Origin of the sequence: Mesorhizobium sp. M0018 (assembly GCF_040323955.1) — a bacterium.
Lineage (GTDB): Bacteria > Pseudomonadota > Alphaproteobacteria > Rhizobiales > Rhizobiaceae > Mesorhizobium.
Genome location: NZ_JAMYVL010000002.1, coordinates 245,285 through 269,776, shown reverse-complemented (window position 1 = coordinate 269,776; position 24,492 = coordinate 245,285). Strand labels below are relative to the sequence as shown.

At 63.5% G+C, this 24,492-nt stretch carries 18 protein-coding genes; 9 read left to right on the top strand and 9 right to left on the bottom strand.

Features of this window, described 5'->3' with window-relative positions; genetic code table 11:
• Positions 1-3 precede the first annotated feature (3 nt).
• From NKJ81_RS03560 to NKJ81_RS03525, 8 genes are all read right to left on the bottom strand, one after another.
• Positions 4-786, bottom strand: coding sequence for an ABC transporter ATP-binding protein (locus NKJ81_RS03560; protein WP_352500960.1), 783 nt, complete (start codon positions 784-786; stop codon positions 4-6).
• Positions 783-1,559, bottom strand: a complete 777-nt coding sequence (locus NKJ81_RS03555) for an ABC transporter permease (protein ID WP_352539653.1) — start codon at positions 1,557-1,559, stop codon at positions 783-785. The genes NKJ81_RS03560 and NKJ81_RS03555 overlap by 4 nt, the downstream gene beginning before the upstream one ends.
• Before the next feature lie 71 nt (positions 1,560-1,630).
• Positions 1,631-2,581, bottom strand: a complete 951-nt coding sequence (locus tag NKJ81_RS03550; protein ID WP_352452114.1) for an ABC transporter substrate-binding protein — start codon at positions 2,579-2,581, stop codon at positions 1,631-1,633.
• Between the two features lie 114 nt (positions 2,582-2,695).
• Positions 2,696-3,544 (bottom strand): DUF1194 domain-containing protein, encoded by an 849-nt coding sequence (locus NKJ81_RS03545; RefSeq protein WP_352539652.1) that lies wholly within the window; start codon positions 3,542-3,544, stop codon positions 2,696-2,698.
• A gap of 100 nt (positions 3,545-3,644) precedes the next feature.
• The gene (locus NKJ81_RS03540; protein WP_352539651.1) at positions 3,645-4,607 is read right to left on the bottom strand and encodes a site-2 protease family protein; all 963 of its coding nucleotides are present in this window, start codon (positions 4,605-4,607) and stop codon (positions 3,645-3,647) included.
• Positions 4,608-4,614: 7 nt separating this feature from the next.
• On the bottom strand, positions 4,615-7,176 hold the full coding sequence (locus NKJ81_RS03535) for a GcvT family protein (RefSeq protein ID WP_352539650.1): 2,562 nt from the start codon (positions 7,174-7,176) through the stop codon (positions 4,615-4,617).
• A 268-nt stretch (positions 7,177-7,444) separates the two neighbouring features.
• Positions 7,445-7,708 carry a hypothetical protein gene (locus tag NKJ81_RS03530; protein WP_352452117.1) on the bottom strand — a complete coding sequence of 88 codons (264 nt, stop codon included), beginning with the start codon at positions 7,706-7,708 and terminating at the stop codon, positions 7,445-7,447.
• Positions 7,709-7,864: 156 nt separating this feature from the next.
• Positions 7,865-10,354, bottom strand: coding sequence for a mechanosensitive ion channel family protein (locus NKJ81_RS03525; protein ID WP_352539649.1), 2,490 nt, complete (start codon positions 10,352-10,354; stop codon positions 7,865-7,867).
• Between the two features lie 273 nt (positions 10,355-10,627).
• Here NKJ81_RS03525 and NKJ81_RS03520 point away from each other — a divergent pair, with 273 nt between their 5' ends.
• From NKJ81_RS03520 to NKJ81_RS03505, 4 genes are all read left to right on the top strand, one after another.
• Positions 10,628-11,887, top strand: a complete 1,260-nt coding sequence (locus NKJ81_RS03520) for a sarcosine oxidase subunit beta (RefSeq protein ID WP_352500964.1) — start codon at positions 10,628-10,630, stop codon at positions 11,885-11,887.
• A gap of 70 nt (positions 11,888-11,957) precedes the next feature.
• Positions 11,958-12,254: a sarcosine oxidase subunit delta gene (locus tag NKJ81_RS03515; protein WP_023676536.1), complete on the top strand. Its 297-nt coding sequence runs from the start codon at positions 11,958-11,960 to the stop codon at positions 12,252-12,254.
• Positions 12,251-15,247, top strand: a complete 2,997-nt coding sequence (locus tag NKJ81_RS03510; RefSeq protein ID WP_352539648.1) for a sarcosine oxidase subunit alpha — start codon at positions 12,251-12,253, stop codon at positions 15,245-15,247. Before NKJ81_RS03515 ends, NKJ81_RS03510 begins: the two co-directional genes overlap by 4 nt.
• On the top strand, positions 15,240-15,827 hold the full coding sequence (locus NKJ81_RS03505; protein WP_352539647.1) for a sarcosine oxidase subunit gamma: 588 nt from the start codon (positions 15,240-15,242) through the stop codon (positions 15,825-15,827). The genes NKJ81_RS03510 and NKJ81_RS03505 overlap by 8 nt, the downstream gene beginning before the upstream one ends.
• 19 nt (positions 15,828-15,846) lie before the next feature.
• Here NKJ81_RS03505 and NKJ81_RS03500 read toward each other — a convergent pair whose 3' ends face one another.
• Complete coding sequence (locus NKJ81_RS03500; protein ID WP_352500967.1) at positions 15,847-16,545, bottom strand: nitroreductase; 699 nt, start codon at positions 16,543-16,545, stop codon at positions 15,847-15,849.
• A gap of 270 nt (positions 16,546-16,815) precedes the next feature.
• On the opposite strand from NKJ81_RS03500, the gene NKJ81_RS03495 reads away from it, so the two are divergent.
• The 5 genes from NKJ81_RS03495 (at position 16,816) to NKJ81_RS03475 (ending at position 24,488) form a co-directional block, all read left to right on the top strand.
• Positions 16,816-17,409 (top strand): helix-turn-helix domain-containing protein, encoded by a 594-nt coding sequence (locus NKJ81_RS03495; protein WP_352539646.1) that lies wholly within the window; start codon positions 16,816-16,818, stop codon positions 17,407-17,409.
• A 77-nt stretch (positions 17,410-17,486) separates the two neighbouring features.
• Positions 17,487-19,940, top strand: a complete 2,454-nt coding sequence (locus NKJ81_RS03490; protein ID WP_352539645.1) for a GcvT family protein — start codon at positions 17,487-17,489, stop codon at positions 19,938-19,940.
• On the top strand, positions 19,937-20,836 hold the full coding sequence (locus NKJ81_RS03485; protein ID WP_352470270.1) for a homocysteine S-methyltransferase family protein: 900 nt from the start codon (positions 19,937-19,939) through the stop codon (positions 20,834-20,836). The genes NKJ81_RS03490 and NKJ81_RS03485 overlap by 4 nt, the downstream gene beginning before the upstream one ends.
• Complete coding sequence (locus tag NKJ81_RS03480) at positions 20,836-22,017, top strand: pyridoxal phosphate-dependent aminotransferase (protein WP_352539644.1); 1,182 nt, start codon at positions 20,836-20,838, stop codon at positions 22,015-22,017. Before NKJ81_RS03485 ends, NKJ81_RS03480 begins: the two co-directional genes overlap by 1 nt.
• Complete coding sequence (locus NKJ81_RS03475) at positions 22,014-24,488, top strand: GcvT family protein (RefSeq protein WP_352539643.1); 2,475 nt, start codon at positions 22,014-22,016, stop codon at positions 24,486-24,488. Before NKJ81_RS03480 ends, NKJ81_RS03475 begins: the two co-directional genes overlap by 4 nt.
• Positions 24,489-24,492: the final 4 nt, after the last annotated feature.

Sequence of the window (24,492 nt, the reverse complement as noted above, 5' to 3'; positions counted from 1 at the left end):
CGACTATACCTGCGCCGTGCGCATAGCCTCGACGCGGATGTCTTCCGTCAGCCGCGCTTTCAGCGCCGAAAATTCCGGGCTGGTCTTCAGCGTGTAGTGGCGCGGATGCGGCAGGTCGACGGCAACGTCCGATTTGATGCGGCCCGGCCGTGCCGTCATCACGACCACGCGCGACGCCATGAAGATCGCCTCCTCGATGTCGTGGGTGACGAACAGCACCGTTTTTTGCCGGCGCTCCCAGATGCCGAGAAGCAGTTCCTGCATCAGCCCGCGGGTCTGGTTGTCAAGCGCGCCGAACGGCTCGTCGAGCAGCAGGATCTCCGGATCGTTGGCCAGTGCCCGGGCAATCGCGGTGCGCTGCTGCATGCCGCCGGAAAGCTGCTTCGGCCAATGGTTTTCAAAACCTCTCAGCCCGACGAGATCGACGTAAGAAGCGACGATCTCGCTGCGCTCGTGCTCGGCCATTCCACGTTCGCGCAGGCCGAAGGCGATGTTCTCGGCGACCGTCAGCCACGGAAACAGCGTATAGGACTGGAAAACCATGCCGCGGTCTGGACCGGGCCGGTCCACCACCCTGCCGTCGAGCAGAACACGTCCCCCACTCGGCGCTTCGAGGCCGGCGACGATCCTGAGCAGTGTCGACTTTCCACAGCCGGATGGCCCCAGGATGGTGATGAAGTCGTTGGCGGCGACCGCCAGATCGATCGGCATCAGCGCCTTGACCGGCTGCCCACCGCCGACACCGGCGAAGGTGCGCGAGACGCCTTCGATGAGCAGCTTGCTCACGCCAGGCTCCATGGAAACAGCCAACGGTTGAGCGCCTTGAAGGCGAAATCGGACAACAGCCCGATCAGGCCGATGACGATGATGCCGAAGATGATCTGCCCTGTCGCCAGCCGCGACTGGCTGTTGATGATCATGTAGCCGATGCCCGACGACGAGCCGATCAGCTCGGCGACGATGACATAGGTCCAGGCCCAGCCGAGCACCAGCCGCAGGGTCTCGGCAATCTCCGGCGCATTGGCCGGCATGATCACGCGCCGCACGATGCCGTTGTCGGACGAGCCAAGCGTGTAGGCCGCCTCGACTAGGTCGCGCCGTGTGCCGCCGACCTTGACCGCGATGATCAGGATGATCTGGAACACCGAGCCGACGAAGATCACCAGCAGTTTTTCGAGCTCGCCAACGCCCGCCCACAGGATGAGCAGCGGGATGAAGGCCGATGCCGGCAGATAGCGGGCGAAGGAGACGAACGGCTCCAGGAACGCCTCCACGGGCTTCCAGGCACCCATCAAGATGCCGAGCGGCACGGCAACGATGGCCGCCATCAGGAACCCGCCGAAGACGCGCCAGATGGTGATAAGGATGTCGAGCCAGAAGCGGTCCTCGACCAGCAGCCGCCAGCCGTCTCTCACCATCGACAGCGGATCGGCAAGGAAAATGCGATTGACGTGGCCGCCAAGCGTGATCCACGCCCAGAACGCCACGAACAGCACGAAGAACGAAATGCCGAGCACGGTTCGAATGCCCGGCGAGACCGGATGCAAGGGGCGCGGCATCTTCGACCGTCCTCTGATCTGAATGAAAAAGCGGCGGCGCACGCGCCGCCGCCGGGCGACAATCCTGGCGGTTAGTCGGCGACGGCGCTGGTGTCGGCCAACGTCGAGACGTCAGGCGCTTCCTTGATCAAACCCATCTGCAGCAGAAGCTCGCCAGCGGTCTTGGAAAAGTCCTGGAATTCCTTGGTGAAGAACTGCTTGTTTTCAGCCTTGTCGGCCCATTTCAGGTATTTGGCCGACTCTTCGAATTCCTTGGCCGACTGCTTCACGTCGGCACCCATCGTCTCATAGGATTTCGCCGGATCGCTCTTGATCAGGTCGAGTGCCTCGAAATAGCTGTCGGCAAGCGCCTTGCCCGCATCCGGATTGGCCTTGAGGAACTCCGGCGTGCAGCCGACCGTATCGAGCACCATCGGATAGTCGAGAGTGGTGACAAGGATGTGGCCCTGGTCGGACTTTTCGCGCACCGCCGAGATGAACGGCTCATAGGTGACCGCCGCATCGTTCTGGCCGGCGAGAAACGCCTGCGCCGCCGCATCCGGCTCCAGGTTGACGACCGTCACGTCCTTGGTCGACATGCCGTTCTTGTTGAGCACCCAGGCCAGCATGAAATAGGGCGAGGTGCCCGGCGCCGAAGACGCGACCGACTTACCTTTGAGATCGGCGACGGTCTTGATGTCGTTGCGGGCGACGATGCCGTCGGCGCCGTAGGATTTGTCGAGCTGGAATATCTGCTTGGTCGTCACGCCATTGGCGTTCCAGACCAGCCAGGTCTCGACCGTGGTGGCGGCGCATTGCAGGTCGCCGCTGGCGATGGCGAGCGGCCGGCTGGCTTGCGGCACCTTCTTCAAGGTGACGTCGAGGCCGTGCTTTTCGAAGATGCCGGCCTGCTTGGCGAGCGTCAGCGGCGCAAAGCCGGTCCACCCACTGATGCCGATGCTGACCGATGTGGCGGCCATCGCCGGCGCGGACAATCCGACGGCAAGCGTCAAGCTTGCGGCAAGAATTCCGATCCTGTTCATGTCGGTTCCCCTTTAATGTGTTCGGATGCGGAATTGTGTCACAGACGCCCGCAGGCTTGTCAATGAAGCAGATGCTGCACTGCGGTATGTCACCATCGACAGCAAACTCCGCCATCAGCGGCTGTCGTACATCCAGCTGCGGTCGCGCCACATTTTTTCGCCGACCAGGCAGTCGGTGACGGGGATGTCCTGTGCCAGCACCAATGGCGGATGCGCCGCCTCTTCCGCCGCTCGCTGCGGCGAGGCCGGACCGGCAAGCTCCAGCACCAGCTTGCGGCGGATGGCCTCCGGAAACTGCGTCCAGTCATTGACCGGGATCATGAAGGAGCCCGGCCCGCCGATGACGCAGTCGCTGTAGTAGCGGTCGAGATTGTTGACATCGTAAGCGCTGCTGAACCCGCCGCTGGTCATCAGCGGCAGGCCGTTGACGGTGATGCCTTGCTTGATCACGGCGTCGCGGGTTATATCGACAGGTGCGCCCTGGTTGTTGGGGCCGTCACCCGAAATGTCGATCACCCGCTTGACGCCCTGGAAGCCGCTTTCAGCAAAGAGATCGCTGGCGAATTCCAGCGCGCCGGAGATCGAGGTGCGCCTGGCAGTGGCCGGCGGATGAGCGGAAAGCTGCGCTGCCAGCCGCTCGGCGTCGGCACGATTGGCGATCACCGTCCACGGCACCACGACCTGCTGCCAGGTCGCGCCAGCCCATTCGACATAGGTGACGGCAATCTTGCCATGAGCGCCTTCGCCGATTGCCTGCAGGACATCGTCATGCGTCAGCGCCGCCGCGTAGCCATGACGCTGGATTTCGAGCTCGTCCGGCGACATGGACAGCGAAACGTCGACTGCCAGCACCAGTTCGATGTCGACCGGCTCGGCGGCGCGGGAGTTTGCAGTCAGCCATAGCACCGACGCCAGCGCGGCGGCACCCGAGACGAGATGTCTTGCACGGGCAAAACCAGACATGCCGCACGGTAAGCGAAAATCGCCGATCGACAAAGAGAAAAGCCCGGTGGAGACCCGGGCTCATTCGGTCACATTTTTGCGAACCGCCGGAAAACGAATTTCATTGGTGGATGCGGTGCCCGCCCCGTCCCCGCCACTCCACGGCCTTCTCGACATCCGTCTCGGAGGATGGGTCCGGCTTCGGTTTTCTAGCACCGACCCCGCGCGCTGCCCTCCAGTTCGGCTTGAATGACGGCGGAAGCCACAACAGAATACCTGCAACCGCGGCAGGCAAGATGATCGCAAAACGCAGAATTGAAAGTACGATGCCGCAGATGCCGACGATCTGCGCGGCCCGGCGGGCGCCGAAGCGTCTCAGGAACAAATGTCTTGCAATCACGCCGCCATCCAGATCGTAGGCAGGCAGGATGTTGAGAATGATAAGTGACACGTTCAACAATGCGCCAATCCAAAGCGTCCATTCCAGAGGACCGGCCGATCTTGACGGCAGCCACCCGAATGGCCTTTCGGGCGCAACTGGGATGAGTTCTCCAAAAACCAGATAATAGGCCGCATCGAAAAACGCGGCGAGCGCGACGTTCGCCAGGGGACCCGCTATCGCAATCCGCGCCCAGGCAGGCGATGGCGCTGCGGCGCGTTTGAAACGCGTGAGCCCGCCGAAGAGATATAATTCTATCCTGTCGGTGGCGACGCCTTGTCGGCGTCCGATCCAGGCGTGTGCCAGTTCGTGCAGAAATATCGACGCAAACAGAAGCGCTGCAAAGATAGAGGTATGGATCAGTGCATCCTTGGGTCGGCTCGCCCACTCGTTCAGGAAAGGCAGCACAATGGGAATTGCGAAGGTCCAGCTGACGCGAACCGGGATATTCCGGTTCAGTTGAAACACAAGCGCATCGTTTTTTCTGTCCCAGCCGATCCGCCGCAAAGGCACCCCCCAATCGCAGCGCGACGGTAAGCGAGAATCATCGCTCCACAAAGCGAAAAGCCCGACGATGAATCGGGCTTCTGCATTCAGGTCCTGCTGGCACTGCTCGGCTTGCCTGTGTGGAGAATCGGCAGGCAAGCAACACTTAGCTGCGCGGATTGACGTTCTCCGGGTCGTAGAGCGGCCTGTAACCGACGGCGGCCACTTCGACCGGGTACTTCTCGCCGAAATATTCGACGCTCAGCTTGCAGCCCTCCTGGCAATACGCCCAGGGCAGGTAGGCGAGCGCGATGTTCTTGCCGAGGGTCGGACCATAGGCCACCGAGGTCGTGAAGGAGCGTCGGCCGAGCTCGTCGACGAGCGTCTCACCGGTTTGCGGGTCCATCACCGGCATCGTGCCGACCGGATAGCGGAGAACGCCATTGGAATCGGTATTGTCGGTCATGATAAGCGTGCAAAGCATGGCCGGCTGATGCGCCCGGGCGCGATATTCCAGATGCTTTGCCTTGCCGCAGAAATCGGCCTCCTTGACTTTCGGACGGGCAAGGTCGGCTTCCAGCAGATTGTATTCGGTCAAGAGGTCCGCATTCTGCAGGCGCAGGCTCTTCTCCATGCGGCGGCTGTTGGCATAGGTCTCGACGCCAAAGGCCATCACGCCGGTCGACCGCAGCGCGTCCCAGACAGCCAGGCCGTCGTCGTAGCGCATGTGCAGTTCCCAGCCTTGCTCGCCGACATAGGAGATGCGGAAGGCGGTCACGTCCTTGCCGGCGATCCTGACGGGCTTGATCGCGGCAAAGGGAAAATTCTCAGGCGTCAGCCCGTCGGGGTTTTCCACGCACTTGCTCAATGTCGCCCGCGCGTTCGGACCCCAGATGCCGACGGTCACATATCTCTCGGTCACATCGGTGACGCTAACGTCGAAGCCTTTGTCCTCTGCCGTCCGGCGCATGTACTGGAAGTCGCGCGGCCCGGCATCGGCGCCGTCGATGACGCGGCAGCGGCCGGCCATGCGGATGACGGTCAGGTCGGCGCGCACCATGCCTTCCTCGTCGAGGAAATGGGTATAGATGCCCTTGCCTATATTGCCGTCACCGCCGATTTTTGCCGCGCACAGCCATTCCATCAGCGCGACATGGTCCGGGCCTTCCACGTCGTACATGGCGAAATGCGACAGGTTGACGATGCCGCAATCCTCGCTCATCGCGAGATGCTCGGCGTTCGAGACGCGCCAGAAGTGGCGGTTATCCCATTCGTTTTGGCGCACCGGCACCCGGTTGCCGTATTTCTCGAGCAGATGCTCGTTGGCGGCGTAGCCATGGGCGCGCTCCCAGCCGCCGAGTTCCATGAAATAGCCGCCGAGTTCCTTCTCGCGCTCCCAGAAGGGCGAGCGGCGGACATTGCGAGCCTTGGAGAAGGGCTCGCGTGGATGGACCGCTGGGTTGTAGACCTTCATAGCGGTTTCGGTGCAGCGATCCCAGATGAACTGTTCTTTCGTCTGGTGCGGATAGAAACGCGAATAGTCGATGGCGTGGTGGTCGATCGCCGTGCGGCCGTCCGTCATCCAGTCGGCGATGAGCTTGCCCATGCCGGGGCCGTCCTTGACCCAAACCGCCACCGCATACCAGAGGCCCCTGACCTTCTGGCTTTCGCCCATCGAGGGGCCGCCGTCCGCCGTCACCTGCAATAGGCCGTTGAAGGAATGGCTCTCATTGTAGCCCAGCTCGCCCAGGATCGGCGTCAGTTCCATGGCGCGCTCGAGCGGCGCCAGGATCTGCTCCATGTCGAGATCGCGTTGCGACGGCGAAAGCCGCGCCTCGTTTTTCTCGAGAATATCGCGCGGATGGCAAAGGCGCGGATTGGTCTCTTCGTAATAACCCCATTCGATCTGCCCGCCTTCGGCGGTCTTGGGGTCGCCGGTATCGCGCATGTAAGCCGAGTTGCCCTGGTCGCGCAGCAGCGGCCAGCCGATCTCCTTGCCGGTGCCGGCGAACTCGGTGTACGGCCCGAAGAAGGTAAGCGGATGGTCGATCGGCATGACCGGCAGGTCCTCGCCCGCCATTTCCGCGATCAGCCGTCCCCAGATGCCGGTGCAGACCACGACATAGTCGGCCTCGATGGTGCCGCGGTCGGTCACCACGCCCTTGATGCGGCCGTTCTCGATGACGAGCGACCTGGCCGACGTATTGGCAAACGCCCTGAGTTTGCCGGAAGCTTCCGCCTGATCGACAAGCTTGCCGGCGACGGTCTGCGAGCGCGGGATGACGAGGCCGGCGTCGGGATCCCACAGGCCGCCCTGTACCATCTGTTCTTCGATCAGCGGGAATTTTTCCTTGATCTCGGCGGGATCGATCAGGCGGGCGCGTGTGCCGAAGGCCTTCGCCGAGGCGATCTTGCGCTTGATCTCCGCCATGCGGGCGTCGTCGCCGACGCGGGCGACCTCGAGGCCGCCGATCCGCGCGTAGTGACCCATCTTTTCGTAGAAATCGATGGAATAGAGCGTCGTCCAGCACGACAGGAAATCATGGCTGGTCGTGTAGCAGAAGTCGGAAGCGTGCGCCGTCGAGCCGATATCCGTCGGGATGCCCGATTTGTCGATGCCGACAATATCGTCCCATCCGCGCTCGATCAGGTGATGGGCGACCGATGCGCCGACGATGCCGCCCAGCCCGACGATGACGACCTTCGCCTTTTCCGGAAACCCTGCCATTGCCCGCGACTCCAAGATGCTATTGCGAGCAGACTATAGGGCGGCGCGGCGCCGCGCTTGCAGCCTGTTTGCGACATCGCCAAAAAAGCCCGCGCCACCAGCCCGTCGAATGCAGTTAGACCTACGCCTTCGCCCTGCTCGGTACGAAGACGCTGCTAGAGCCCGTCCTGCGCAGCTTCGAAGAAAAATGCATACCTTCATCGCCGATTACCGGAAGCAAATAAAAGGCCGGGTGTTTGCCCGGCCTTCAAAAATCATGGCGTCGACTTTACTTGATGCGCGCGACGCCGCCCGAGATCTCGATCGTCTCCGAACCGGTCAGCGCCTCGAGGTCGCCATTCGGCAAGGTAACAAAACAGCCGCTCGGGCAAAATTCCACGGTTTCGCCAGCGGCCAGCGCCAGCTCGGTCTTGCCGCCGCCTTCCGTCACGATCAGCGTGCGGGTCTCGGCGTCCTTGTTAACCGCGCTGGCGGCATGGGCCGAGCCGCCCACGGCCAGAAAAGCGACGGCGGCGACGAGGGACTTCCACATTTTGCAGTATCGGTGTTGCCACCGCCTCTGTTGCATTTCGCAAGGCATTCTCGCCGTTTGCAGGTGAGCTTATATGCAATGCAAGCTGAACGGCAACTGAATGCCGCATTCATGCCGCAATTGGTTTCCGAAGGCTTGAAGGCAAGCTCCAATCAGCTAGTCAGGATCGGGCTTCCGTACCTTGCGTCCCGACTTGGCGAGACGTTTCGCCTCGACCGCCGCTAGGGCTTTTGCTTGTTCCCGCTCGGCGAATTCGACTTCGATCTTGTCGTCGTCGATCGGCCACGCCTCGTGCTTTTTGATCTCGACGACGGCGCGCGGTGTCGACGGAATTTCGATATGCTGGTCGGCGAACACATCGAAGATGGAAAAGCGGATGTCGTTCTGGACGATATTGCCACTAAGAACGTCTGCCAGGAATACGCGGATCTCGAATTCGAGCGCGGCCGGGCCGAAATTGGAAAACAGCACAAAGGGTTCCGGGTTCTTCAGCACCAGCGGATGGCTGCGTGCGATCTCCAACAGAACGCCATGCACGTGCTTGACGTCGCTGCCATAGGCGACGCCGACCTTGATGTCGACGCGGCCGAGCTTGTTGCGGTGCGTCCAGTTGCCGACCGCATTGTTGATCAGGTTTGAATTGGGCAGGATCACCGATTGCCGTTGGAACGTCTCGATCTCGGTGGCGCGCACGCTGATCTTCTTGACCGTGCCGCTGATGTCGCCGGCGACGATCCAGTCGCCGACCTTGAACGGCCGCTCGGCCAACAGGATCAGGCCCGACACGAAATTCGAGACGACATTCTGCAAGCCGAAACCGATGCCGAGGGACAGGGCGCCGGCGACCAGCGCGAGATTGGAGAGGTCGATACCGGCCGCCGAGATGCCGACCAGTGCCGCGACCGCGACACCGGCATAACCGACCGCCAGCCTGATCGAATTGCGCACGCCGGTGTCGACCCGGCCGCGCGCCATCACCGAGCCGTCGAGCCACCCCTGGAACCAGCGCGTCAGGAAATAGCCAATGATGAAGACGACGACGCCGGTGAGAATGCCGGTGACCGAGATCGTCACCGAGCCGATGGTGAGGCCGGTCGCCAGCTTGTAGGCCCAGGCCTGGATGTCGCCGGGCTGGAAGCCCCACATCAACAGGATCAGCGGCAGGAACACCAGCACAATCATGATGTTGATGGCGGCGCTGACGACAAGCCCGAGCTGGTCGAGGGCGGTCTCTTCGTAGCTTGAATTGGCCGCTAGCCAGCGCCCGATCGAAGTTTTGGCGAAACCACCTTCCTCGCCGATCGCTCGCGCCGACAGGAAGCCGATATAGGCGGTGACCAGGATGGTGCCGGTGACCACGACCTGCAGCGAGACGAAAATTGCAAGGCCGATATAGCCAAGCAGTGCCGATGCGATTGTGAATAGGCCTAGCGCGACGGCGGTGTAGCGCAGCCACGCCGGCCACGGGCGCCAGCTTCCGTCGGGGGCCTTGAACGGCTTCAGAAGGCCCATAAGGATCAGGATGATGCCGACGATGATGGTGGCGATGAAGCTTCTGGCGATGGTCAGCGACAGTGGCGAGCCCATCTTGTCGTTGACGACAGACAGGAAGTTGTTGCTGCCGATGACGACAGCCATGGCGGTCGTCAGCCGCACCAGCCAGCGCGCCGGGCCGGTTTCGACCGGGATCAAACGCCAGTTCGGCAGTCGGGGCTCGAGCGCTGCGTTGGTCAGGCGGTTGACGCAGAACACCACCGCGATAACGGCAACCAGCGAATTCAGGAAGATGCCGATATCACCGCGTAAAACGTTGTAATAATCGAAGAAGAAGATCGTCGAGACAAGGAAGGCGCCGACCGCCAGCGTCGGCAGCAACGTCGACCAGAACGCCACCGACAGGCGGCTGAGATAAGAGGGGTCCTCGACGGAGGGATCCGCTTCGAAGACGCGGCCGAACAGGCGTCGGCCGCCGATAAAAAGCACTGCAGCGAATGCGAGCGCCATCAAAGTCGCGGCAAGAATGGCCTGGAACTTGAACTTGAAGGCGAAACTCAGCCAGGACGAGACCGCCTTATAGAAGCCGGAAAACTCAGCGTTGGCGTCGGAAAAGACTTCGGGGCTAAGCGCATCGGACAGCACGTAGCGTTTGGTAAGCACATTGCGGAACAGCTCGCTGCGCATGTTGCCGATCTTCTCGATCAGCCCACTGATGCGGATCGACAGGTTCTGCGCGCTGGCAATAACGGCGTTGATCTCGGCTTTTTCGGAAGCCAAGGCCTGGCGTTCACCGGTTACGATGTCTGGCTCGGCCGGCTGGCCCGCGGCCGGCGGAGGTCCCAGCATCTCAATCCGATCGTTGATATCGCCGAGACGCGATCGGAACGCCAGCGCGCTGGTGAGCGCCGCCCGCGACAGATCCTCCAATTGCAGACGGATTTCCACGAGGGTGGCATCGTCTTGGCCGTCCTGCTGTATCTTCTTCTCGAGACCGTCGGTTTTGGCCGTCAGACTCTGGATGACCTTCTGCTGGTCTGCGATCAACCCGGCGGCGCCCTGCCCGAGTGCCTGCGCCATAGCAACGAGCGACGGCGGCGCCGAGACAACAAGCGCAAGAATCAAGACCAGGCGGAATAAACGAAAGAACATGATTTTTCTGGCGACTCGCGGGCGGCATCGGCAGTTTTGAAGCACGTCCTTGATAAAGAGGCTCATATCACGGGGCAAGTCATCCCAGGCGTCTCGTTTTTCGAAGTCCCGCCAATCGAAGTCGGCCAATCCAATCGAAGTCGGCCAAATCCAATCGAAGTCGGCCAAATCCAATCGAAGTCGGGGAGTCGAAAAGCGATGGCGCAATCTTGGCTTTGCGTTTGCAGCCTGCTCTATACTCTGCCGTAAAGCCTGAAATGGATGACAATAAGAATGGCGGAATATTCGGCCTTTTCGCTTCTCAAGAACGCGCTGACCGGAAACAAGGACTGGAGGCCGGCCTGGCGCAAGCCCGACCCGAAAGCGTCCTACGACGTGATCGTGATCGGCGGCGGCGGCCATGGCCTGTCGACCGCCTACTATCTCGCCAAGGAGCACGGCATCACAAATGTCGCGGTGCTGGAGAAGGGCTGGCTCGGCTCCGGCAATGTCGGCCGCAACACCACGGCGGTCCGTTCCAACTATCTCCTGCCGGCCAACACGCGTTTCTACGAACATTCGATGAAGCTGTGGGAGAACCTGGCCCATGACCTCAACTACAACGTCATGTTCTCGCAGCGCGGCTGCCTGAACCTCGCCCACACACCTGCCCAGCTCGACGACTATGCCCGGCGCGGAAACGCCATGCGCCATCTCGGCGTTGACGCCGAACTGATGACCACGGCCGAAATCGCGCGCCTGGTGCCGGCGCTCGACGTCTCGGCCACCGCGCGTTTCCCGATCGTCGGTGGCCTGATGCAGCGGCGCGCCGGCACCGCCCGCCACGACGCCGTCGCCTGGGGCTATGCGCGCGGCGCAGATCGCCGCGGCGTCGACATCATCGAAAATTGCGAGGTCACCGGCTTCCTGCGCGACGGCGACCGCATCATCGGCGTCACGACAACGCGCGGCGAAATCCGCGCAAAAAAGGTAGCGGTCGCGGTTGCCGGCAGCACCGGGCGGGTCATGCGGCTTGCCGGCATCGAGACGATGCCGATCGAGAGCCATGTGCTGCAGGCCTTCGTCACGGAATCGCTAAAACCGTTCATCGATACGGTCCTGACCTTCGGCATGGGCCATTTTTATATGTCGCAATCTGACAAGGGCGGGCTTGTCTATGGCGGCGATCTCGACGGCTACAACAGCTACGCCCAACGCGGCAGCCTGCCTATCGTCGATGAGGTGATGAGCGAGATGCTGGCGCTGTTCCCTGGGCTGGCCCGTGTCCGCATGCTGCGCTCATGGGGCGGCGTCTGCGACATGTCGATGGACGGCTCGCCAATCATCACCACCGGTCCGCTGCCGGGCATGTATCTCAACTGCGGCTGGTGCTATGGCGGCTTCAAGGCGACGCCGGCTTCCGGCTGGTGCTTTGCCTGGACCATTGCCAAGGACGAGCCGCACGGTCTCAACGCGGCCTTCACGCTCGACCGCTTCTACCGTGGCCTGGTGATCGACGACAAGGGCCAGGGCGCCACGCCCCGGCTGCATTAGGCCATGATCCCGAAAAGTGGAAACCGGTTTTCGGACAAGATCATGGTCAAACGAGAAGTTTAAGAGATCCATGCTCATCACCTGCCCCTATTGCGGCCCGCGCGACGTGATCGAATTCACCTATCAGGGCGACGGCAATCGCCAGCGCCCACAGCCCGCCTCGCAGAACCTCGACGCCTGGAACGCCTATGTCTACGACCGGCTTAACCCGGCCGGCGACCACAATGAGATCTGGCAGCATTCCGGCGGCTGCCGCGCCCATCTCAGGGTCGTGCGCAATACGCTGACGCACGAGATCTCCAGCACCGCGTTCGCGCGCGGCGACCACAACTCGGTTGCGCGGCACCGGGCCGAGGACAAGCCATGAGCCCGCGCCGTACAGAGGCCGGGGGGCGCATCGACCGGCTGCGGACCATCCGTTTCACCTTCGACGGCGCGCCTTATACCGGCCATGCCGGCGACACGCTGGCTTCGGCGCTGCTGGCCAACGGCGTCACCCTGTTTGGGCGTTCGTTCAAATATCACCGCCCGCGCGGCGTGCTGACCGCCGGCGTCGAGGAACCGAACGCGCTGGTCACAGTGTTGAGGGGCGAGGTTCGCGAGCCGAACATCCCCGCCACGATGGTCGAGATTTATGACGGGCTGGCCGCAATCAGCCAGAACCGCTTCCCTTCGCTTGCCTGGGACGTCAGTGCCGTGAACCAGCTCGGCGGCAAGCTTTTGTCGGCTGGCTTCTACTACAAGACCTTCATGGGACCGGTGATCGGTCCGCTGAAGGGCACTCGCTTCTGGATGTTCTGTGAGCATTTCATCCGCCGTGCCGCCGGCCTGGGCAAGGCAGGCACGGCTCCCGATACGGCGCGCTACGAACGCATGAACGCGTTTTGCGATGTGCTGGTAGTCGGCTCCGGCCCGGCGGGGCTGATGGCCGCCAGGGCGGCTGCCGATCAGGGTGCACGCGTCATCCTGGCCGAGCTCGAGCCGCATTTCGGCGGCTCGGCCAATTGGTCGCGCGAGACGATCGATGGCATGCCGGCCGCCGACTGGGCAGCGCGCGCCGCCGGTCAGCTTGAAGGCCGTGACAATATCCGCCTTTTGCCGCGCACTACTGTCTGGGGTTATTATGACGGCAACACGCTTGCCGCGCTCGAACGTGTCACCGACCACAAGGAAAAGGCCGGCAAGGGCGAGCCGCGCCATCGCTATTGGACGATCCGCGCCAAGTCGGTGGTGCTGGCCACCGGCTCCCTGGAGCGTCCGCTGGTCTTTCCGGGCAACGATCGGCCAGGCGTGATGCTGGCGCATGCTGCCGAGCGTTTTGCCAATGAATATGGCGTGCTGCCGGGCGACAGGGTCGCGCTGTTCACCAACAATGACAGCGCCTATCGCTCCGCGCTTGCGCTGAAGAAGGCCGGCGCCGTCGTCGTCGCCATCGTCGACGTGCGCCCAGAACTTTCGAGCGAAATGCGCAAGCTGGCCGGCGAAGCGGAGGCCGAGATCCTTTCTGGCCACGCGGTAATCGCCACCGAGGGCGGCAAGGCGCTTTCCGGCTTCAAGGTGCAGCGCTTCGACATGGTCAACGGCGCGCTTTCCGGCGAAGCGCGCAGCATCCACGCCGATTGCCTGCTGATGTCGGGCGGATGGTCGCCGACCATTCATCTGGCCAGCCAGGCCGGCGCGAGAGCGGAATGGAACGAAGCATTGCAAGCGTTCCTGCCGCCCAAGCCGACGACGCGGCAATGGATCGGCGCCGGCGCCTTCACCGGCAGTTTCTCCACCGCCGAGGCGATCGCCGAAGGCCGCGCCGCCGGCCTTTCCGCAGCGGGCGCAACCGCCACGCCGGCGGCCTTGCCTGCCGTCGAGGCAGCACCTGGCGATCCCGATCCGGCGCCGGTGCTCGAGATCAAGGCCAAGGGAAAGAGTTTCGTCGACTTCCAGCATGACGTGACGGCGGATGACGTGCGGCTGGCGCATCGCGAAGGCTTCGTCTCGGTCGAGCATCTGAAGCGCTACACCACGCTCGGCATGGCAACCGACCAGGGCAAGAGCTCCAACATACCCGGCCTCGCCATCATGGCCGAGGCGCTCGGCAAGCCGATCCCAGAGGTCGGCACGACGCGCTTTCGCCCGCCCTTTTCGGCGGTGTCGATCGGCTCGCTAGCCGCCGAACGCTTCGGCGATCTGAAGCCCGAGCGGCTGACGCCGATGCATGACTGGCACGTCGCCAACGGCGCCACCATGTATTCGGCCGGCCTGTGGTATCGGCCGATGATCTACGGCCATCCCGGCGAGACGATCGAGCAGGCCTATGTGCGCGAAGCGAGAGCCACGCGCGAGAGCGCCGGCATCGTCGATGTCTCGACACTGGGCAAGATCGCGGTGCAAGGCCCCGACGCGGCGGAATTCCTCGACCGCGTCTACACCAACGTGTTTTCGACGCTGGCCGTCGGCAAGGCGCGTTATGGGCTGATGCTGCGCGAGGACGGTCTCGCCTTTGACGACGGCACCACATGGCGGCTCGGCGAGCAGGATTTCCTGATGACCACCACCACCGCCAATGCCGGCAAGGTGATGCAGCATCTGGAATATTTCCTCGACGTGATCTGGCCGGAGCTGAAAGTCCACGTCGCCTCGGTCACCGACCAATGGGCCGGTGCCGCCATCGGTGGGCCGAAGGCAAGGCAGATACTGGCTGCTTGCGTCAGCGGCACCGCCGTCGACAATGCCGCCCTGCCCTTCATGGGCATCGTCCACGGCGAAATCGCCGGCGTGCCGGTGATGATCTGCCGGCTGTCCTTCTCCGGCGAAATGGCCTTCGAGGTCTATTCCGGCGCCGGCTACGGCACCCATGTTTGGGAGGCGCTGATCGAAGCCGGCAAGCCGTTCGGGCTGGTGACCTACGGGCTGGAGGCGCTGGGCACCATGCGCATCGAGAAAGGCCACGTCACCGGTGCCGAGATCGACGGCCGTACCACGGCACGCGACCTGCATCTCGACTGGATGCTGTCGAAGAAGAAGTCGTTCATCGGCTCGGCGATGATGGATCGCGAGGGGCTGATCGCACCCGACCGCCTGGAACTCGTCGGTATTGTTTCGCTCGACAACCAGCCGCTCAATGGCGGCGCACACATCGTCGAGGAGCTTGACGAAGCCAATCCACACGGCTCGCTTGGCCACATCACCGCCTGCTGCTATTCGCCGGCGCTCGGCAAATATATCGCGCTTGCCCTGGTCAAGGGCGGCAAGGCGCGGCGCGGCTCGCGTGCCTACGTTTCCGATCCGTTGCGCAACAGGTTCGGGCCGGTCGAGATCGTCTCCAACCATTTCTTCGATCCGGACGGGAGCCGCATGCATGGTTGAACGCCAATCACCGCTTGAGCCGGTGCTGCATCCGGGCTCGCATGGCAATTTCGAGCACGGTGTCGAAATCATCCTCTCCGAAACCAGGCCGGGGTCGATCCTGCAGCTCGCCGCCTGGCCCGGCGAGGAGAAGACGTTGATGGCCGGCATCCATGCGGTCACCGGCCTGGCTTTGCCCGACGGCGCCGGTGGCGGTGTGACGAACGGCGCCAGGTCGGTGTTCGGCTTTGCGCCGGGAAAATTTACGGTTGTCGATGAAGCCGAGGGATTGGCGCCGGCGTTTGCCGATGTCGTTAGTTCGGCCATCGGTACGGTGACCGACCTTTCGCACGGCCGCACCGCGATCCGTATCGCCGGGCCGAAGGCCGAGTGGGTGCTGGCGAAATTCTTCGCCATCGACTTCGCGCTGCCGGCCTTCCCGATCGGCGCCGGCCGCTCGACCATGCATCACGACATCTTCGCGCAGATCCAGCGCACCGGCGCCGATCAGTTCGACATCTATGTGTTCCGCTCGTTTGCCCGCTCGTTCTGGCAAGCGCTCTGCCATGCGAGCGAGGAAGTCGGCTACGAAGTGCAGTAGAGCCGGACGGCGCTTCACGTCACTCCGCGAACGTCACCCACTCTTCCAGCGGCGCGCGGTCGGTGCGGAAGGCATTTTCGGGCTTGGACGTATCCTCATGGCCGAGCGCCATGCCGCAGACGACGATCTCCTCGTCGGGAATGTTGAGCACCGGCCTGATCTGCCGGTGATAGGGCGCGAAGGCGGCTTGCGGACAAGTGTGCAGGCCCCTGCCCCGCGCGGCGACCATGATGTTTTGCAGGAACATGCCGTAGTCGATCCACGACCCCTTGTTCAGCCGCCGGTCGACGGTGAAGATCATGCCGACCGGGGCGTCGAAGAAGACGAAGTTGCGGTCGTGCTGCGCACGCATCCTGTCGACCTCGCGCCGGCCGATGCCGAGCACGCCGTAGAGGCCGAAGCCGTTGGCCCGCCGTCGCGTCAGATAGGGTTCGAAGAACTGGTCGGGATAGTAGCGGTACTCGTCCCACTCGGCCTTTTCGGCGCGGATGCCCGAGCTGAGGATGGCGTCGGTGATGCGCTGCTTGACCTCGCCCTTGGTCACATAGACCTTCCAGGGTTGCATATTGGTGCCTGAGGGCGCGCGCGCGGAAACGGCGAGAATATCGCGGATGGTCTCGTCGTCGACCATATCGGGCAAGAAGGCGCGTACCGACCGCCGCGAGGTGATCGCGTCATCGACGATCGCCGCCGCAATCCGGGAGTTGTTTTCCAGCATGGGCCGTCCTTTTGCGTATGATCCCGAACCCGATTTTCCGGAAGGATCATGCGCCGACTAGAAGTGATGGAGCATCCTTGCGCGTCTTTTTGAACGTCCGATAGCCTACCCGCCTCGACCGGACGCCCCACTTGCCGCTCGTGCGCCGAGCCTTTGCCCGAACCGTCAAAATGGCGCAAGTAAATCTTGTGATTTCGTGAAAATCCTCTTGATTTTTTCATGAACCCGCCATCAAATGAAATTTGCTGGGAATTTTTCACCAAGACAGGGATGGCTTTGCCCTCAACCGCCGCCAGATCGGAACAGGACAGCGGCGAACGGCTGCTGGCCGGCGACATTCGCGCGTTGCGCAAGGCGCGCGGCCTGACGCTTGCCGAAATCGCACTGAAGCTCGGCCGTTCCGTCGGCTGGGTCAGCCAGGTCGAGCGCGGTCTGTCGGTCCCGTCGCTCGGCGATCTCAGGGCCTTCGCCGAATTGTTCGGCGTGCCGGTCAGCCTGTTCTTCAGCCATGACGTACCTGTCGAGACCGAGCGCGGCGTGGTCGTGCGCGCCGGCAGCCGGCGCACGCTTGGCACAAGCGATTCCGGCCTGGTGGAGGAGCTTCTGTCGCCCGATCTCGGCGGTAGCTTCGAGATGCTGCGTTCGGTCTTCGCCCCGGGTGCCGAGCTGCAGACCGAGTCGCGCCGGCCGACCGAGGAAGCCGGCTACGTCGCTTCCGGCAGTTTCGACATCGAAATTGCCGGCGTCTGGCACCGGCTTGGCGAAGGCGATTCCTTCCGCTTCGACGGCAAGCCGTTCCGCTGGCGCAATCCTGGAGCGGAACCGGCTGTGGTGATCTGGGTGGTTTCGCCGCCCGTCTATTGAACGAATGCATGTCGCCCAAAAGTGCGTGGCCGTTTTGGGACAACGACATGCATCAAAACAAATAGTCGGAGAAGAACATGGCCGGTTTGCCGACCACGGCACACGTGGTGATCATCGGAGGCGGTGCCGTCGGCGCCTCCTCGCTCTATCATCTCGCCAACGCGGGCTGGACCGACTGCGTGCTTCTGGAGAAGAACGAGCTGACCTCCGGCTCGACCTGGCATGCCGCCGGCAACGTGCCGACTTTCTCCTCGTCATGGTCGCTGATGAACATGCAGCGTTATTCGACCGAGCTCTATCGCCGGCTGGCCGACGAGGTCGGCTATCCCATGAACTACCACGTCACCGGCTCGCTCAGGCTAGCCCATAGCGCGGAGCGCATGCAGGAATTCCAGCGCGCCAAGGGCATGGGCCGTTACCAGGGCATGGATATCGACGTGGTCGGGCTCGACGAGATCAAGCGCCGTTACCCCTTCATCGAGACGCATGAGCTGAAAGGCGCGCTCTACGATCCGAATGATGGCGATATCGATCCAGCGCAATTGACCCAGGCACTGGCCAAGGGCGCGCGTGACATGGGCGCGAAGATCATCCGCTTCTGTCCGGTCACCGGCGTGCGCCGCGACAACGACGAGTGGGTGGTCGAGACAACGCAAGGCGAGATCCGCTGCGAGATCGTCGTCAACGCCGCCGGCTACCGCGCCGCCGAGGTCGGCAGGATGTTCGGCCGCGAGGTGCCGATGATGGTGATGAGCCATCAATACATCCTGTTTGAGGAAATCCCCGAACTGGCCGCATGGTCGAAGGAGCAGGGCAAGAAGCTGCCGCTGCTGCGCGACGTCGATACGTCCTATTATCTGCGCCAGGAAAAGAACGGCATGAATCTCGGCCCCTATGAGCGCAATTGCCGCGCCCACTGGGTCGGCCACAACGACCCAATGCCCGACGACTTTTCGTTCCAGCTGTTTCCCGACGATCTCGACCGGCTGGAACATTACCTGGCCGATGCTGTCGCCCGCGTGCCGATCCTCGGCACCGCCGGCCTGTCCAAGGTCATCAACGGGCCGATCCCCTATGCGCCGGACGGCAACCCGCTGATCGGCCCGATGCCCGGCGTGCCCAACGCCTTCGAGGCCTGCGTCTTCACCTTCGGCATCGCCCAGGGCGGCGGCGCCGGCAAGGTGCTGGCCGAATGGGTGACCGAGGGCCAGACCGAATGGGACATGTGGTCGTGCGATCCGCGCCGTTTCACCGCCTTTGCCTCGGCCCCGGATTATTGCGTCGCCAAGGGCATGGAGATCTATGGCAACGAATATGCCATCCAGTTCCCGCGCCATGCCTGGCCGGCCGGGCGCGACCGCAAGCTGTCGCCGCTCCACGACCGCATCAAGGCACTCGGCGCCCGGTTCGACGCCTATAATGGCTGGGAACGCGCCACCTGGTATGCGAAGCCAGGCGACGACATCTCCGAACAATCCACGCTGACCTTCCGCCGCGACGGGCCGTGGCAGCATCGTGTGCGCGAGGAATGCCTCGCCGTGCGCGATGCCGCCGGCATTCTGGACCTGCCGGGGTTTTCCCGTTTCAATCTCGATGGTCCGGGTGCCGCCGAATGGCTGAGCCTCCAGGTGACAGGCCTGGTGCCGAAACCCGGCCGCATCGGCCTCGTCTATTTTGCCGACGACAAGGGCCGCATCGTCACCGAAATGTCGGTGGTCCGCCACGACGAGAACCTGATGACGCTGATCACCGCCGCGGTGGCTCAGTGGCATGATTTCGAATGGCTGAAATCGCGCATCCCGAAGGACGCCACTTTCAAGCTGGTCGACCGGACGGAGGAATACTCCACCCAGATCCTCGCCGGCCCCAACTCGCGAAAAATCCTCGCCGAACTCTGCGCGGCCGACCTCACCCTGCCCTGGCTGACGCATCAGGAAACCAGTATCGCCGGACGTTGGGCAAAGCTGGTGCGCGTGTCCTTCGCGGGCGAGCTCGGCTGGGAAATCCACAGCAAGGTCGACGATACCGCAGCCATCTTCGACGCCGTCTGGGAGGCCGGGAAGAGGCATAGACTAAAACCGTTCGGCATGTACGCACTGGATTCGCTGCGGCTCGAAAAAGGTTACCGCACCTGGAAGGGCGACCTGTCGACCGACTATTCGATCCTGCAGGGCGGGCTGGACCGCTTCGTCAGATGGGATAAGCCCGACTTCCGCGGCAAGGCGGCGCTGCAGAACGAGAAGCAGCAGGGCGTAAAGAAACGCTTCGTCACGCTGGTCGTCGAAAACCCCGGCGACTGCGATGCGCCCACCATGTCGACGCTGTGGCATGACGGCCGGATCGTCGGCGAGACGACATCCGGCGGCTGGGGTCATCGCATCGACAGGTCGATCGCGCTCGGCATGCTGCGCGCCGACCTCACCGAGCCGGGAACCGCTGTCGAGGTCGAGATCTTCGGCGAACGTTTTCGGGCGGTCGTGCAGAGGGATGAGCCGTTATGGGATCCAAAGAACGAGAGGCTCAGAGCATGAAGACTGTTATCCTCACCGATGGCGGCATGGGCCAGGAGCTGGTCCGCCGTAGCAGTTCCGAGCCGACGCCGCTGTGGTCGGCCAGGGTGCTGATCGACGAACCGGATCTGGTGCGCGACCTGCATGCGGAATTCATCCGCGCCGGCGCCCGCGTCATCACCATCAACACCTATTCAGCCACGCCGGAACGGCTGGCACGCGAAGGCGCGCAAGAGCTGTTCAAGCCCCTGCAGAAGCGCGGCATCGAACTGGCAAGGCAAGCCCGCGACCAGGCTGGCGACGCGGCGATCGCCGGCTGCCTGTCGCCGCTGTTCGGCAGCTATGCGCCGGCGCTGACGATATCCTTCCAGGATACGCTCGACATCTATCGCCGTATCGTTGCCGAGCAGGCGGGCGGCGTCGATCTGTTTCTGTGCGAAACCATGGCGTCGGCCGAAGAGGCGCGCGCCGCCGTCACCGCGGCGTCGGAAAGCGGCAAGCCCGTATGGGTGTCGTGGACGCTTGCCGACCACGGCACGCCGCGCCTGCGCAGCGGCGAAGCCATTGCGGCGGCGGCGGGCGCTCTTGCCGGCCTGCCCGTCGCGGCCCGGCTGATCAATTGCTGCCGGCCCGAAGCGATCGCTGCAGCGCTGCCCGAACTGATCGCTCTCGGCGGTCCGGTCGGCGCTTATGCCAACGGCTTCACCTCGATTGAGGCGCTCAAGCATGGCGGTACGGTGGAAGTGCTGCACGCCCGCCACGACCTCGATCCGGATGCCTATGCCGGCCAGGCGGTCGATTGGGTCGAGGCCGGCGCCGGCATTGTCGGCGGCTGCTGCGAAGTCGGACCGGCCCACATCGCCGCGCTGCGCGACCGGCTCGAACAGGCCGGTTATGAAATTTCGGGAGCAGCATAATGCCCAGGCCATCATCGCGCATTTCCGGCATCGTGCCTTCGGGCAAGGATGGCTGGGAGGTTCATTCCGCTGCCTGGGCGCGCAAGCAGGCCGGCGAGGACATCATCATGCTGTCGGTCGGCGACCATGATTTCGACACGCCGAGCGAGACGATCGAAGCCTGCGTGACGGCGGTTCGCGCCAGCAATCACCACTACACCCCGCTTGCCGGCGTTCCGCGCCTGCGCAAGGCGATGGCGGCGGCCTCGACGCGTTGCACCGGGGTTGCGACAAATCCCGACCAGGTCATCGCCACGCCGGGCGGGCAGGCCGCGCTTTACGCGGCCATTCAAGCGGTTCTCGACCAAGGCGACCATGCCATCGTCGTCGCGCCCTATTACGCCACCTATCCCAACACCTTCAGTGCGGCGGGCGCCGAGTTCAGCGTCGTCGAGACCCCCGCCGAGGATGGCTTTCAGCCGCGCGCCGCCGACATCCGCGCCGCCCTCCGGCCGAACACCCGCGCCATCCTGATCAACACGCCGAACAATCCCACGGGCGCCGTCTATTCGCGCGAGCGCCTGGAAGAGCTGGCGCAGATCTGCCGCGAACATGACCTCTGGCTGCTGTCGGACGAGGTCTACTGGACGCTGGGCGGCGGCGAGCACGTCTCACCACGCTCGCTGCCCGGCATGGCCGAACGCACGCTGGTCATCAATTCGATGTCCAAGAGCCACGGCATGACCGGCTGGCGCATGGGCTGGCTGACCGGGCCGGAACCGATGGTCTCGCTGCTGACCGACCTCAATCTGGTGATGACCTACGGCCTGCCGGCCTTCATCAGCCTCGCCTGCGCCGAGGCGCTCGAAAATGGCTACGGCGTCAAGGAGATCGCCGAGCGCTACGCCGCGAGGCGCACCGTCGTCCTCGATGCCATGCGCGGTATGAACAACATCACCGTGCGCGGCTCCGAAGGCGGCATGTACGTCATGCTCGACATATCGGCGATCGAGCCGGACGACGAAAAATTCGCCTGGGCCTTCCTCGACCAGGAAAAGGTCGGCGTCATGCCCGGCTCGAGCTTCGGCGAGGCTGCAGCCGGCCACATCCGCTTCAGCCTCTGCCAGCCTGAGCCGGTGCTGATGGAGGCTGCCACGCGCCTGCGCCGCTTCGCCTCCAGCTATGGTCGCGAGGCCGCATGAACTCCCCGCCCACCAAAACCATTCCGACCAAGGCCATTCCTCCCAAAGCGCGGGCGGTCATCATCGGCGGCGGCGTCTCCGGCTGCTCGGTCGCCTATCATCTGGCCAAGCTCGGCTGGACCGATATCGTGCTGCTCGAGCGCAAGCAGCTGACGTCGGGCACGACATGGCACGCCGCCGGCCTGATCGGCCAGCTGCGCGGCTCGCAGAACATGACGCGGCTGGCGAAATACTCGGCCGACCTCTACGTCAAGCTGGAGGCCGAGACCGATGTCGGCACCGGCATGCGCCAGGTCGGCTCGATCACGGTGGCGCTTACCGAGGAGCGCAAGCACGAGATCTATCGGCAGGCGTCTCTCGCCCGCGCCTTCGATGTCGATGTGCGCGAGATTTCGCCTAGTGAAGTCAAGCAGATGTACCCGCATCTCAATGTGTCAGATGTGGTCGGCGCCGTGCACCTGCCGCTCGACGGCCAGTGCGATCCGGCCAATATCGCCATGGCGTTGGCCAAGGGCGCGCGCCAGCGCGGTGCGACGATCGTCGAGAACGTCAAGGTGACCAAGGTGCATACCAGGGCCGGCCGCGTCACCGGCGTTTCCTGGGCGCAGGGCGACGAACAAGGCCTGATCGAGGCCGATATCGTCGTCAACTGCGCCGGCATGTGGGCACGCGAGCTTGGCGCCCAGAACGGCGTCACCATCCCGTTGCACGCCTGCGAACATTTCTATCTCGTCACGGAACCGATCCCCGGGCTTTCCCGCTTGCCGGTGCTGCGCGTGCCGGACGAGTGCGCCTACTACAAGGAAGATGCCGGCAAAATGATGCTCGGCGCGTTCGAGCTGGTGGCCAAGCCCTGGGGCATGAACGGCATAAGCGAGGATTTCTGCTTCGACCAGTTGCCGCAGGACATGGACCATTTCGAGCCGATCCTGGAAATGGGCGTCAACCGCATGCCGATGCTGGCCACCGCCGGCATCCACACCTTCTTCAACGGCCCCGAGAGTTTTACCCCCGACGACCGCTATTATCTCGGCGAGGCGCCGGAGCTTTCCGGCTACTGGATGGCGACCGGCTACAATTCGATCGGCATCGTCTCCTCCGGCGGCGCCGGCATGGCGCTGGCGCAATGGATCAATGACGGCGAGGCGCCCTTCGACCTCTGGGAGGTCGACATCCGCCGCGCCCAGCCGTTCCAGAAGAACCGCCGCTATCTCAAGGAGCGCGTCTCCGAAACGCTCGGCCTGCTCTATGCCGATCATTTTCCGTACCGGCAGATGGCAACCTCGCGAAACGTCCGCCGCTCGCCGCTGCACGAACATCTGAAGGCGCGCGGCGCGGTGTTCGGCGAGGTCGCCGGCTGGGAGCGCGCCAACTGGTTTGCGCGGGAGGGCCAGGAGCGCGAATACCGCTATTCCTGGAAACGGCAGAACTGGTTCGACAACCAGCGCGAGGAGCATCTGGCGGTCCGAAACGGCGTCGGCCTGTTCGACATGACCTCGTTCGGCAAGATCCGCGTCGAGGGCCGCGACGCCTGCGCTTTCCTGCAAAGGCTCTGCGCCAACGACATCGACGTGGCGCCGGGCAAGATCGTCTACACCCAGATGCTCAACCAGCGCGGCGGCATAGAGAGCGACCTCACCGTCTCGCGGCTGTCCGAAACAGCCTTCTTGCTCGTCGTGCCCGGCGCCACGCTGCAGCGCGACCTGGCCTGGCTGCGAAAACACCTTGCCGACGAGTTCGTCGTCATCACCGATGTGACCGCTGCCGAAGCCGTGCTTTGCCTGATGGGCCCGGATTCGAGGAAGCTGATCCAAAAGGTCAGCCCCAACGATTTCTCAAACGGGAACAATCCGTTCGGCACCTTTCAGGAGATCGAGATCGGCATGGGCCTGGCCCGCGCCCACCGCGTCACCTATGTCGGCGAGCTCGGCTGGGAGCTTTATGTCTCGACCGACCAGGCCGCCCACGTCTTCGAGGCGATAGAAGAAGCCGGCGCCGACGTCGGCCTGAAGCTATGCGGCCTGCACACGCTGGATTCCTGCCGCATCGAAAAGGCTTTCAGGCATTTCGGCCACGACATCACCGACGAGGACAATGTGCTGGAGGCCGGGCTGGGTTTCGCGGTGAAGACCGCCAAAGGCAACTTCATCGGCCGCGATGCGGTGCTGAAGAAGAAAGAAACCGGCCTGTCACGCCGGCTGGTGCAGTTCCGCCTGAACGACACCGAGCCGCTGCTCTTCCACAATGAGGCGATCCTGCGCGACGGCAAGATCGTGGGTCCGATCACCTCGGGCAATTACGGTCATCATCTCGGCGGCGCAATCGGGCTTGGCTACGTGCCTTGCAAGGGCGAGAGCGAGGCGGATGTCCTGTCGTCGTCCTACGAGATCGAGATCGCCGGCGAGCGCTTTGCCGCCGAGGCCTCGCTCAAGCCGATGTACGATCCGAAGGCGGAACGGGTGCGGATGTAGCGCA